Origin of the sequence: Malonomonas rubra, assembly GCF_003247215.1 — a bacterium.
Lineage (GTDB): Bacteria > Desulfobacterota > Desulfuromonadia > Desulfuromonadales > Geopsychrobacteraceae > Malonomonas > Malonomonas rubra_A.
Genome location: NZ_QKAP01000013.1, coordinates 21,050 through 34,133 on the forward strand (window position 1 = coordinate 21,050; position 13,084 = coordinate 34,133).

The 13,084-nt window shown below is 49.0% G+C and carries 8 protein-coding genes and 4 tRNA genes; 11 read left to right on the forward strand and 1 reads right to left on the reverse strand.

Annotated elements, in window-relative coordinates; all coding sequences use genetic code 11:
- The first annotated feature begins 5 nt into the window (after positions 1-5).
- Positions 6-1,433 (forward strand): chemotaxis protein CheW, encoded by a 1,428-nt coding sequence (locus Q7J88_RS01090; RefSeq protein ID WP_303720306.1) that lies wholly within the window; start codon positions 6-8, stop codon positions 1,431-1,433.
- Positions 1,430-3,721, forward strand: a complete 2,292-nt coding sequence (locus Q7J88_RS01095) for a hybrid sensor histidine kinase/response regulator (RefSeq protein WP_303720307.1) — start codon at positions 1,430-1,432, stop codon at positions 3,719-3,721. Before Q7J88_RS01090 ends, Q7J88_RS01095 begins: the two co-directional genes overlap by 4 nt.
- 121 nt (positions 3,722-3,842) lie before the next feature.
- On the opposite strand, the gene Q7J88_RS01100 is transcribed toward Q7J88_RS01095, so the two are convergent.
- Entirely contained in the window at positions 3,843-5,756 is a 1,914-nt protein-coding gene (locus Q7J88_RS01100) for a methyl-accepting chemotaxis protein (RefSeq protein ID WP_303720308.1), read from the reverse strand.
- A gap of 172 nt (positions 5,757-5,928) precedes the next feature.
- Here Q7J88_RS01100 and Q7J88_RS01105 point away from each other — a divergent pair, with 172 nt between their 5' ends.
- The 9 genes from Q7J88_RS01105 to lon all read left to right on the forward strand — a co-directional run bounded on the left by Q7J88_RS01105 (position 5,929) and on the right by lon (position 13,003).
- A complete protein-coding gene (locus tag Q7J88_RS01105) occupies positions 5,929-6,135 on the forward strand; it encodes a hypothetical protein (protein WP_303720309.1) in 207 nt (68 codons plus the stop codon).
- Positions 6,136-6,601: 466 nt separating this feature from the next.
- Positions 6,602-6,678: transfer RNA gene (locus tag Q7J88_RS01110), tRNA-Arg, on the forward strand.
- 17 nt (positions 6,679-6,695) lie between these two features.
- Positions 6,696-6,771, forward strand: a tRNA-His gene (locus Q7J88_RS01115).
- Between the two features lie 254 nt (positions 6,772-7,025).
- Positions 7,026-7,101 (forward strand) — tRNA-His (locus Q7J88_RS01120).
- Between the two features lie 97 nt (positions 7,102-7,198).
- Positions 7,199-7,285 (forward strand) — tRNA-Leu (locus Q7J88_RS01125).
- Between the two features lie 92 nt (positions 7,286-7,377).
- Entirely contained in the window at positions 7,378-8,709 is a 1,332-nt protein-coding gene (tig, locus tag Q7J88_RS01130) for a trigger factor (protein WP_303720310.1), read from the forward strand.
- A 2-nt stretch (positions 8,710-8,711) separates the two neighbouring features.
- Positions 8,712-9,296 (forward strand): ATP-dependent Clp endopeptidase proteolytic subunit ClpP, encoded by a 585-nt coding sequence (gene clpP, locus Q7J88_RS01135; protein ID WP_303720311.1) that lies wholly within the window; start codon positions 8,712-8,714, stop codon positions 9,294-9,296.
- A 28-nt stretch (positions 9,297-9,324) separates the two neighbouring features.
- Positions 9,325-10,572 (forward strand): ATP-dependent Clp protease ATP-binding subunit ClpX, encoded by a 1,248-nt coding sequence (clpX, locus tag Q7J88_RS01140; RefSeq protein WP_303720312.1) that lies wholly within the window; start codon positions 9,325-9,327, stop codon positions 10,570-10,572.
- 82 nt (positions 10,573-10,654) lie between these two features.
- On the forward strand, positions 10,655-13,003 hold the full coding sequence (gene lon, locus Q7J88_RS01145; RefSeq protein ID WP_303720313.1) for an endopeptidase La: 2,349 nt from the start codon (positions 10,655-10,657) through the stop codon (positions 13,001-13,003).
- Positions 13,004-13,084 lie beyond the last annotated feature (81 nt).

A 13,084-nucleotide genomic window follows, 5' to 3' on the forward strand; every position in this document is an offset into this window, starting at 1 on the left:
GTGCAATGGATGACTTGCGGCAGAAGTTGTTCCCGATCTTCCTTGGTGAAGCAGAGCGTAATCTGACAGCCCTGAGGCAGTTCCTCGATCATGAGGATCTGTCGCTTGCCTCAGCCGAAGAGTTGGAAACTGCTTTTCGTGCAGCACACACATTAAAGGGTACGGCAAATCTGGTTAAGGCAGATTCGATCTGCAAGATTGCCCGTCGGCTAGAAGCAATGCTGGAAAAGCATTTTGAAGACAGGACCAAGCCAACCCGGGTCGAACATGAAGCGATGCGCTTGGCCGTAGACTGGCTCGCGCCACTGGTTTCTGCATTGCAAGGCGACTTACAGGAACCGAAACTGTTTGTCGCCGAAGCGTTGCAGGCACTCGATTTGGCGGAAAAATTTCCTGGTCGTACTCCGCTGGTCGAACTACTCGACAGCCAGGCTGAACAGCGCGCTCCGCAGCTCGATGATCCGTTTTCAGATGACCCGGATTTATTGACAGAAGAGGATCAATTATTACAGTCTGAACCAGACCCGTTTGCTGATGACCCTCATTTCGGAATAGAAATCGATGGCGGTCTTTCCGTTCAAAAAGTTGTTGTGCCACGGCCAGATATTGCAGCGGGGAGTGACCCGTTTGCCGAGGATCTTGACCTTGCAATCGACTCGCCCGATCTGCAGGACATTGTTGCTGAAAAAAATGACGTGGACTCTGCGGAGGAGGGAAACCTGCCTTTTGACCCTTTCGCTGAAGATGAGCTGGGCGTTGAAGTTTCTACAGTCGAAGATCTCCTAGATGTTTTCCCAGGTGATGATTCAAGTGAAAGGCTCACTGAGGAGAACAAATATAATGAAGGGGGACCTTCTCCAGAAATTTTAGAAGCTGATTTTGCAGATGACCCTTTTGCCGATGATGAAGATTTTACTTCTGAGGTAGCCCTAACTACTAAAGCTGTAAATGAGGGCGCCGCTGAAGTGGACATTGCTGGCGATTCACTTGTCCCTCCCACCGACATTGTTGCCGCACGTGCTGAAGAGATTGCAGAATCACTGTTGTTGCCGCAGGACGAGACGGCTCCACGTAAAGATTATGTCTGCTGTGTTTTTTCCGTCGGTGGCCATGATTACCACTTGCCGATTAAGCAGATGATAGAGATAAGCGACCTGCCGCAGGTGCTGCCTTTGCCGCTGGCGCCGCCAATGGTAAGTGGACTGACCAACTTGCGTGGTCGAGTACTCCCGGTCATCAACCTGGCCATCCTCAATCAGCATCAACTTGAGGAAGTTCGGGTCCAGCATCGACTGGTAATTGCTGAGCATGAGGGTGAGTCTTTAGCATTTCTTGCCGATGGAATTCCTTTTTTGGCGGAAGAATTCAGTGGAGAGAAGATCGATATGTCTAAATTTCTTTCCCTTTACCGGGTTAGAGGGGGGGAGTCATGAGCATCCTCGACAATGTCTTCGAATTTTTTGTAGAAGAAGCCACCGAGCATCTCGCGACCTTAGAAGATGGCCTGTTGCAATTGGAGAAAGACGCCTCTTTAGCGGATGAGCTTATTGAGCCGTTGTTCCGTTCGGCTCACACCCTGAAAGGGGCTGCAAATCTGGTCAACGTGACCGATGTCGGTTCCATCGCTCACCGGTTGGAGGACTCGTTGGAAGCAATCCGCGACGGTGAACAGGTGATGACAGGTGGGAAGGTTGACGCCATGCTGTTTGCTCTTGATCAGATGCGCGAACTGATACAGTTGCGCAAGTCTGGAATAGAGAGTCCCGAAAATATCGTGACCGATGTGCTGTCGAAGCTCGCCAAAGGCGAGGTATCGCAGGATGAGTTTGTTGCTCCGCTAGAGTCAGTCACTGAAAAAGAATTAGAGACAGAAGATCTTGAGCAAGCGGATGAAAGTGTTCCGCAACCGGAATCCTACGTCGGCGTTGAGCGACGTAAACCGACGCGAAGGATGGAAGAAGCTGGAGTCGTCCGGGTCGGCATGAATAAAATAGAATCCTTGATGGGATTGGTTGGTGACTTCACTGTGACCAAGAACCATTTGCTCGACCGGCTTCCGGTTATGGAGCGGATGAAGGGGGAGATCGACTTTGCCGGCCAGCGCTTGCTCAAAGAGGTGACCAGTTTTTCAGAGCGCTACGACTATACTTTACCGCAGCAGAATGCCATTGCTGGTGACGATGCTTTCGATGAGCTTGAGTTCGACCGCTATGATGAGTTGAATCTTTTTTCCCGGAAATTGCGTGAAATTACGGAAGATATTGAGGAAGCACTGCGGGAAATGGCTGGCTTCTTTAAGGTTTTTTCACAGGATGTGCTCTCGCTTGACCGGATGACCGACGAGATGAAAGAACAGATCTCGGCGGCGCGGACGGTTCAAGCTGGCCAATTATTCCAACGGTTCAATCGTTCCATTCGTGACTTGGCGCAGGAGCAGAACAAGTCGGTCGAATTGTGTATCTCAGGTGGCGAGACGGCGATTGACCGGGTTATTTACGATGGTCTTTTTGATCCTTTACTGCATATTGTTCGTAACTCTTTTGCTCATGGCATTGAGCCGCCGGAAGAACGCTTGGCCCAAGGGAAGCAGGAGAAGGCGACGATCTGGTTGAAGGCCGAGCGACGTGGGAATACCGTTGAAATTGTAGTAGAAGATGACGGCCGCGGGATCAACATCGATCGGGTTCGTGAAAGAGGGATCGAAAAAGGCTTTATCCGGGAGGATGACCTGCTTTCTGAGCAGGACTTAATCCAGTTGATCTTTCGTCCCGGGTTCAGTACCACTGCCGAAGCAGATAGCACCTCAGGTCGCGGTGTCGGAATGAACGTCGTTATGGACCGGCTTTCCAGCTTGAACGGTACAATTGACGTCTGGACAGCCAAAGGTGAGGGGAGCCGTTTCCGGTTACGCTTGCCGCTGTCATTGGTTATTGTCAACGTCATCCAATTTACCTGCTGCGGACAAAAGTTGGTCATTCCCTCGGCCTTGGTCGAGGAAATCGTTGATCTCGATTACGAGGCCAGAAACGTCGAAGGAGACAGATTCGACCTGATGCAGAAGGTTGGCCTGGCGAGCTTGTTAAACCTGCCATCCTGTACCGAAGAACCGAAATACGGGATTATTACCCAGTCAGAAGGGACACCGATCATGCTGCTGGTTGATAATGTCATCGGCCAGGAGGATACGGTCATCAAGCCGTTCGGATCTTTCCTTGAAGAATTGCCCTATTTCTCTGGTTCCAGTCTGTCCGGTGATGGAACGATGCGTTTGGTGGTCAACCCGGCCCGCATGAAACATCAACGGATTTCGGTGTCTGCTGTTGTTGCGCCTGTTGAACAAGAACCAGTGGCTCCGAAGGTCATGGTGGTAGATGATTCGCTCAGTGTGCGGAAATTTGCCAGCTTGATGCTTAAGGCAAACGGTTTTGCCGTCGTCACGGCCGTCAACGGGCAGGATGCCTTGGACAAGTTGGAAGAGGGGGAAAACGTTTTTTCAATTATTACCGATCTTGAAATGCCGGTGATGCATGGTTATGAGCTATTGATTGAAATTCAAGAGCGGGGCATCGATATTCCCGTGGCGGTACTCACATCGCGTGCCGGCGAACAGCATCGCAAAGAGGCTTTGTCCCTGGGAGCTTCAGATTATTTGGTAAAGCCGTTTGACGAAGAAGGTTTGGTTTCTGTCGTCACCAAACATCAGGAGTTGGCGCGGGTATAAATACTTTCGATTTTTCCAACAAAGTAAAAAAAGGCGAGCATCGGAGCTCGCCTTTTTTAATATTTCCATGGGTTTAATATCAGGATATTGGAACCTCTTGGCTGTACTTATTTTCTTCTTCCTATGAAGTAAAGATTTGATTGACAAAATCCTCATGGACAGGTTCCACAGCAATTTCGATAGTCGCCGGTTTCTGCGGTTCTTCTGCGGAGAGCCGGAACTGGCCGAGTGATTGGAGCAGCGACTCGGAGACGCCGTTGAGACCTTCGGAAATCTGCGAGGAGGTGGTGATCATGGCTGAGGTTTCCGCAGTAATGTTCGCCATCTCACGAATGGTGGTAACTAGTCCCTCGGATATTTTCTGCTGCTCCTGAGATAGCTCGGTAATCTCGGTGACGATCTGCTTCGATTCGCTAGTTGATTTGTTTATCGCGGCCAAAGCTTCGCCGGTTTCCTGAGCGATCTTTGTTTGCTCTTCAACCGTACTGGTTTCTTCCTCCAGTGCCAGGGTAACTTCGTTCGCTTCTGACTGAATTGCTTTGATGATGCCGCCGATCTGACGGGTCGCCTCGGACGCTTCGTCCGCCAGACGTTTGATTTCATCGGAAATGACTAGAAAGCCCCGGCCTTGTTCCCCTGCACGCGATGCTTCTATTGATGCGTTCATCGCAAGGATGGTGGTACGGGTTGCGACATCAGAAATTAGCTGAGAGATGGTGCCTATTTCGAGCAGGCGCTCGGAAAGGGATTTCATCTTCTTGTTGATGACCTGCACAGTGACTCGGATCAACTGCATCCCCTCAATGTTTCGGTTAACCCGTTCGTTACCGAGGGTAGTCGCTTTATCCACCTGTGATGCAGCACTTTGAGCTAGCGACGTTTTTTTCGCGATCTGGGTCGCCGAAGCTGCAGTTTCCTCGGCTGCATCAGTGGCATCCGTAACGTTAGCTAGCTGGCTATCGGCACCGTCCCTCATCGACTGGAAGATTTCAAGCAACTGACGCGATTCTTCACCTACTTCTTCTGCGTTGATGGTTGTGTCCATCAGTAGAGAGGCCAAGCTTTCAATCATGAGGTTGTAGGAGTCGGCGATAGTACCAAAGGTATCTTCGGTGACAGGTGCACGTAGGGTCAGATCACCATCGGATGCTTCACTGACAACTTCGAGGAAATTGATAACGTTTTCTTCTGTCGCTTTTCGTTCTTCATCACTCTTGATAAAAGATTTGAGACGGGTGAAGACCTCGTTGAATGCTTTGGCTATTTCCTGGTACTCGTCCTTGGAGTTGATGGTGATTTCCCTGAACTCACCTTTACCAACCGACTCGATACCCTCCATCAGCAGGTTTAGTGGGCGGGTGATCCGGTTTGAAGCGCGGAGACCGGCAAAGATGCCGAAGATGATCATGCCACCAACAAGAGCGATCATTGTGCCAAGCATCTCGGTTTCAAACTTTGCAGATTCGGTTTTCTGCTTTTGCAGAGCGATGCTGATGTGAGTGCGCATTTTTTCGATACTGGCAACAAGGGCGTGGACACTTTTTTTGTAAACTTCATAGTTGTCCTTGACCTGAACGAAGCTTTTTCCATCAAGAAGTTCTTTGGCCAGTGGGCGAAGGCTGTTCATGGTGCCGTTATAGGTAAGGCGAATTTCGTTGGAGAGCTCTTTGCGCTCTTTTTGGTTTGAGAATTCGTCGTAATTGCCAACAGATAATTTTTTTAGTTCGGTTGGTATCTTGTTAAAGGTTGCTAGCATCTTCTGGTGATAACCGACCTGCTTTTGTTTGAATTCGGAATTATTGCCAAGGCTGGAGAAAAGAAAAAACTCTTTCTCGTAGCGGCGAGCGAGCGCTACATTAGCGTCAAGGGCGTGTGCTGCTTCAAGCGCTGACAGGAGTTTTGGTTGGTATTTCTCAACTGCTTTCGAGAGACCGTAGAAGGAAATTGCGCTGACTGCGATTGAGATGAAAACCAGCAGCAGAACCATCGTCAACAATTTGGTCCTGATTCTCAGCCCTTGAGTTTTAGTTGCCATAATGTTCGTCTCCCGATTAACTTTTTGCCGAATGAATAAATATCAGATTTTTCCAATAATAGATTCCTAACATGAAAATATCAACATTTTTTGAGGTATTTAATGTTGTTTTTTTACTTTTGCAAGGCTTTCTAAAAATTAGGATTGTGCTGTGTCAGGAGCTTTTGTTGACTTGATGAATGAAGAGGAAAATGTGATCGGTCAGGAGTTACGCAAGGATTGTCACGGGAATCCCAAGCTGAGCAATCGTGCTGTTCATGTACTGTTCAATGCACGGCAGCAACGTCTTCTGCAGAGAAGTGTATTGGCGAAAGATATTCAGTCGTGGAAATGGGATACTAGTGTCGGTGGGCATCTTGATTCTGGTGAAGATTATTGAACGGCTGCGGTTCGTGAAATGTTTAAGGAAGTAGGCGTTGAAGGGGTACCAGTGACGGGCCTGTAAAGTTTATTGATGTAATGGTCTCTCCCCGGCTACCGGAGTCGGCTTCAATGTGACATGGTGGAAGAGTCGCCTAACCATCAAAGAAGTTGAGAGAAGACCATTACATCAAAGTTTTTTTCACCTTCGTTTTTGGAGGTGCCCAGGGTTGACCTGCTGGATCCTAATATCGAGATTCCCGAAGAGGTTGAGGACGCTTTGTTTCACAATCTCGTTGTCAAGGTAAGGCGAAGTGATCGAGAGGCTATGGAAAGATTGTATAAAGATCTTGAGGCTAAGAACCTGGCCAATAGACAATTCTGGACTAAAAACAGGCAAAATAATTTTTTTTCTAGACTAATTACCTCATAATTTCATATGGTGCTGCCGCAGAAGATCATTGAAATTTAAAGTTCTTCTTAATGCGCCCGTAGCTCAACTGGAGAGAGCATCGGCCTTCTAAGCCGAGGGTTACAGGTTCGAGTCCTGTCGGGCGTGCCATTTATATTATGCATGTGGTGGGTGTTGCTTCGTTGGGAGAGCACCAAATTGTGGCCCTGGCTGTCGAGAGTCCAAGCCTCTTCACTCACCCCATTTATTGCTTCGTTTAAAATTATCAATAAGTTTTTTTGTTCTTTGAGATTTGTTTGCTTCACTTAATTTAAACGAAGTTGGCTAAAAAGCACAGGATCAATGAACACTTGTATTTGTGCAGTTTTGAAGCGGTGTCAGGCACGCGCATACACATGCCGTGAAATTTTTAGTACAGATAACAAATCCTCCCTGACGTGCAATTTTTTGAATTGACAAGTGCAGACCGTTTCCGTAACATGGCCGAGCTTTTTATGGTGGGTGTAGCTCAGTTGGCAGAGCACCAGGTTGTGGCCCTGGTTGTCGAGGGTTCGATCCCCTTCACTCACCCCATTTAAATATAATGCTCACCTTCCGCACCCAATGACCCCGGCAACAGATCGGGTGGGTATGGGGGGTGAGCATTGTTAATTTATCATCAATTGTGTTAGCGGACGTGGTGGAATTGGTAGACACGCTAGGTTTAGGCCCTAGTGGGGGTTGCCCTGTGGGAGTTCGAGTCTCCCCGTCCGCACCAATCTTAAGCAAATACAGTTTGTTTTTCGATGAAATGAACTGTTCTCTTTTTTATCGCTTCAAAGCGAAATAATCATCGGGAAGGAAAAGTTTATGAGTGTCACTGTAGAGCAGGTGAGTTCCATTAAAAAGAAGCTGAGCATTGAAGTTGCTGCCGAAATGGTTGCCGAAGAACTCGAGAAGGGCTTCAAAAAAGTGGCCAAGGGTGCCAGCATCAAGGGATTTCGTAAAGGGAAGGTGCCTAAGGCTATCCTTGAGCAGCACTTTGGTCCGCGCGTTGAGTACGAAACGATCAACTCGCTAGTGAATAACACACTCTACAAGTCGATGGTTGAAAATAAGATCGAAGCTGTATCTCAGCCGGAAATAGTCGAGACTGGTGCGATCGAAAGGGGCAAGCCGTTCACCTACCAGGCTGAGGTTGAGGTTCGCCCGGAAGTCACGGCAAAGGACTATACTGGTCTGGATCTGGAAAAAGAAAAGTTCGTTTTCGACGATGCGATTGTTGATCAACAAATCGAGCAGATGGCTGCTTCCCGGGTTCAACTTGAGGTGTCCAAACGCAAGAAAGCCCGTGAAGGTGATACCGTTATCATTGATTTCGAAGGTTTTATTGATGACACCCCTTTTGAAAATGGTGCCGCGAAGGATTATCAGCTTGAGCTTGGCTCCAACAGCTTTATCCCTGGATTCGAAGATCAACTCATTGGCTTGAAACGTGAGGAAGAGAAAGAAATCAATGTCTCTTTCCCGGAGAGTTACGGGGCCAAAGAACTGGCCGGCAAGCCCGCAATGTTCAAAGTTTTGGTAAAGGAAATCAAAGAAAAGGTCGAACCGAAAATTGACGATTCTTTCGCAAAGGAGATGGGCTCTGAAAACCTTGAGGATTTGCGTGAAAAGGTTAAGGAGAACGCCATCAAGCAGGAGGAGGGGCGGATTAAAGGTCAACTTCAAGAAAACTTGATGGCCGCTTTGATCGAAAAGAACGAGTTTGAAGTCCCCGAAGGTATGGTGAAAAATCAGCTGATGCACCTTAAAGATAGTTTTTCCCAGCGTCTTAAGGCTCAGGGCATGTCTCTTGAGATGCTCGGAATGAACGATGAGAACTTCGCGAACACATATCGCGACATGGCGCTTCAGCAGGTCAAAGGTGAGATCCTGCTCGATTCGATCGCCGAACAGGAAAAAATCGAATTGGCAGAGAACGCTGTTGATGACAAAATCAAGCAGTTTGCCGATGAGAGTAATGCTTCACTGGAGGATGTGCAAAAGTATTTCGAGAACGCTTCCGCCATGGCTGGTCTGAAAGGTCAGCTGTTGAATGAAAAAGTCATCGCTTTTCTGTTGGAGTCTGCTAGTGTGACAGAGGTCGATCCGAAGCAGCCAGAAGTTGAGCAGGATGAAACTACCGAGGAGGAAGCCTGATTATGAGTTTGGTCCCGATGGTAGTAGAAGATTCCGGTCGTGGTGAACGTGCATATGATATCTATTCGCGTTTGCTTAAGGATCGGATCATTTTTCTTGGGGGTGCCATCGAAGATCATATGGCCAACCTGATCATTGCCCAGCTGTTGTTTCTGGAGTCTGAGGATCCGGATCGAGACATCCACCTGTACATCAATTCTCCAGGGGGGGTCGTTACCGCAGGGATGGCGATTTACGATACCATGCAGTACCTCAAGGCGCCGGTATCGACCATCTGTGTCGGTCAGGCTGCCAGTATGGGGGCTGTGCTGCTGGCTGCCGGAGAAGAGGGGAAACGGTACGCGCTGCCGCATGCGCGCATTATGATCCACCAACCGCTCGGTGGTTTTCAGGGACAGGCGACGGACATCAACATTCATGCCCAGGAAATTCTCCGAATGCGGGAAAGTCTGAATGGTCTGCTGGCGAGGCATTGTCGGCAGGATATAGAGAAAATCGCCGCAGATACTGAGCGTGATTTTTTCATGGATAGCGCAGCGGCCTGTACTTATGGTATCATCGATTCCATCGTCGACAGAAAGAAGTAAATCGACCAGTATCTGGAGGAGATGATACGTGAGCGCAAAAGACGAAAATGGCCAGTTGACTTGTTCATTTTGCGGCAAATCGCAGGATGAGGTCAAAAAGCTGATAGCGGGTCCGACAGTTTATATTTGTGATGAATGTATAGAACTGTGTAACGACATCATTGATGAAGAGGCACGTCTCGATGATGCGTCTGAGCAGGAATCGCGGAAATTGCCGAAGCCGGCTGAAATTCGCGAGATCCTTGACGAGTACGTCGTTGGTCAGGATCGGGCGAAAAAGGTTCTTTCGGTTGCGGTATACAATCATTACAAGCGGGTTGAGTTCGCAGAGAAGAACGATGATATAGAAATTCAGAAGAGTAATATCCTGCTGCTCGGCCCGACCGGTAGCGGTAAGACACTGCTGGCCCAGACCTTGGCCAAAGTGCTTGATGTGCCTTTTGCCATTGCTGATGCAACCAACCTGACCGAAGCTGGTTATGTCGGTGAAGACGTAGAGAATATTATTCTCAGTCTGCTTCAGGCTGCAGATTATGATCTGGAAAAAGCACAGCGTGGTATCATTTATATTGATGAAGTTGACAAGATCGCCCGTAAGTCGGAATCGCCGTCGATTACCCGTGATGTGTCAGGTGAAGGAGTTCAGCAGGCTCTGCTGAAAATTATTGAAGGAACCACTGCCAGCGTACCGCCGAAGGGTGGGCGCAAGCACCCGCAGCAGGAATTTCTTAAGGTCGATACCACCAATATTTTGTTCATCTGTGGAGGCGCTTTCTCCGGGTTGGAAAAGGTCATCAACAAGCGGATTGGTTCCAAAGTGATGGGTTTCGGTGCTGAAGTCAGGTCGATCAAAGAAGAGGAATTGGGCGAACTGCTGAGCAAGGTGCAACCGATGGACCTGCTCAAATACGGTCTGATCCCGGAATTTGTTGGCCGGTTACCGGTCATCGCGACCCTCAACGAACTTGACGAAGAGGCGTTGATCCAGATTCTGCGGGAACCGAAGAATGCGCTGATCAAACAGTATCAGCGCCTGCTTGAGATGGAGCGGGTTAACTTGAAGTTTACCGATGGAGCACTGATTGCAATTGCCAAAGAAGCGCTTGAGCGTAAAACCGGTGCTCGTGGTCTGCGCTCCATTCTTGAGAATGCCATGTTGGATGTGATGTACGATATCCCCTCGCAAGATCGGGTTAAGGAAGTCGTGCTGAATGAAGATGTTATTACCAAGGGTAGCAAGCCGATTATTCTCTATGATGTTGCTGAGAGCGCTTAAGTCCCTATCTTAAAACAATACAAAATAAAGAGCGTGGGTCCGTCGGTTGACGCCACGCTCTTTTCTCTTCACAGGTAAACCTATGTCTGAGCTTGTTGATCAAACCATGCCGACAGAACCTGTAGTGCTTCCGGTTTTGCCGCTGCGTGATATTGTTGTCTTCCCCTATATGGTTGCTCCTTTGTTTGTCGGGCGACCGCAGTCGATCGGTGCTTTGGAGAAGGCGACCGACAGCGACAAGTATATTTTCCTGATTAGCCAGAAGGATCCCAAGGTTGATTCTCCAGCCGAAGAAGACCTCTACCAAGTAGGCTGCATCGGCAAGGTAGCGCAACTTCTCAAGCTGCCTGACGGGACAGTCAAAGTTCTGGTCGAAGGTTGCTGGCGCGCTCGGGTGTTAAAATTCTATCCTGGTGACGCTTTGATTCAGGCCGAGGTGGAGCCGCAGGAAGAGGTGCTGGAGAATACCGCCGAGGTCGCTGCATTGATGCGGGCCATTAACACCGCCTTTGAAAGCTACGTGAACCTGAGCAAAAAGCTATCCCCTGAGGTCAGTAACAGCGTTACCGGTATCGAGAGTCCGACCCGGCTGGCAGATACCATCGTCGGGCATCTGCAGATACCGATTGCCGATAAACAGGAGATTCTCGAACTGCTCAACCCCATGTTGCGTCTTGAGCATATTCTCGCCGTTCTGGAACAGGAAATAGAAATCCTGCAGATTGAAGGACGGATTCGCAGCCGGGTTAAAAGCCAGATGGAGCGCAGCCAGAAAGAGTACTATCTGAATGAGCAGATGCGCGCTATCCAGAAGGAATTGGGCGAGAAGGACGAGTTTAAACAGGAAATTCTGCAGTTCGAAGAGCAGATCAAAAAGAAGCGCATGTCGAAAGAGGCCACGGACAAGGCCCATGCTGAACTGCGCAAATTAAAAATGATGTCGCCCATGTCGGCCGAAGCGACGGTAGTGCGCAATTACATCGAATGGCTGCTGTCGCTGCCGTGGAAGAAGATGACCAAGGATCGGCATGACCTGCTGCAGGCGGAAGCAATCCTTGAAGCTGATCACTACGGGTTGGAAAAGGTCAAGGAGCGGGTGCTTGAATATCTCGCCGTGCAGGCTCTGGTAAAGCAGATCAAGGGGCCGATCCTCTGTCTCGTCGGTCCTCCCGGAGTGGGGAAAACTTCCCTTGGGCAGTCGATCGCCAAAGCGTTGCAGCGAAAATTCGTCCGAATATCATTGGGGGGGGTTCGTGACGAAGCGGAGATCCGTGGACATCGGCGCACCTACATTGGCGCCATGCCGGGAAAAATCATTCAAGGATTGCGCAAAGTCGGGGTGAATAATCCTGTCTTTATGCTCGATGAAATTGACAAGATGAGTACCGATTTTCGCGGTGACCCTTCTTCTGCCCTTCTTGAAGTCCTCGATCCGGAGCAGAACAGCACCTTTGTAGACCATTTCCTTGATGTTGATTACGACCTGTCGCAGGTCTTGTTTGTCGCTACCGCCAATAACCTTCATTCGATTCCTCGGCCACTGCATGATCGCCTTGAAGTGATCCGGGTGGAAGGTTATTCGGAGGAGGAAAAGCTGCATATCGCGCGGCGTTATTTGCTAAAAAAGCAGAGCAATGCACATGGCCTGGGTGACAAGCAGGTTAAGTTTTCTGACCGTGCTCTCTATGAGATTGTTCGCCGCTATACTCGGGAATCTGGGGTTCGCAGCCTTGACCGCAGTATCGCTTCAGTGATGCGGAAATTGGCAAAAAGGGCACTTTTGGAAGGGAAAAAGAAAGCTTTTTCGGTCGCAGAGAATCAGATCAAGCAATATCTTGGAGTGCCGCAATATAAGTACGGGGTGCGCGAAGAAGAAGATCAGGTCGGGGTATCGACCGGCTTGGCTTGGACGGAAACCGGCGGTGAGTTGCTGTCGATTGAGGTGACAACTCTGCCGGGCAAAGGGAAATTAACGATTACCGGTAAACTAGGTGAGGTTATGCAGGAATCTGCTCAGGCGGCAATGAGTTATATCCGTTCTCGCTGGCAAGAGCTTGGCTTGGAGGAAGATTTTTACTCCAAACTGGATATCCATATTCATGTTCCCGAAGGAGCTGTGCCGAAAGACGGACCATCTGCAGGGATTACTATTGCGACAGCTTTGGCTTCGGCTTTAACCGGGAAGGCGGTTTGTAAGGACCTCGCGATGACTGGCGAGGTTACTTTACGCGGTCGAGTGCTGGCAATCGGCGGTGTTAAGGAGAAGTTGCTGGCTGCACGCCGTGGTGGAATAAGAAAAATATTGATTCCGCAAGAGAATGGAAAAAATCTTTCTGAATTACCTGTTGAACTGACACGTTCAGTTGAGGTCATAACAGTTGCTCATATGGATCAAGTACTTAATGCAGCGATCCCGGAATTGGATATCTGAAGGCCGGTCTTAATGAATCCCTGAACCTTCGGAAAATCGCATAAAATGGGCAGAAAACAGGGAAAAAGGGCTTGACAGTTT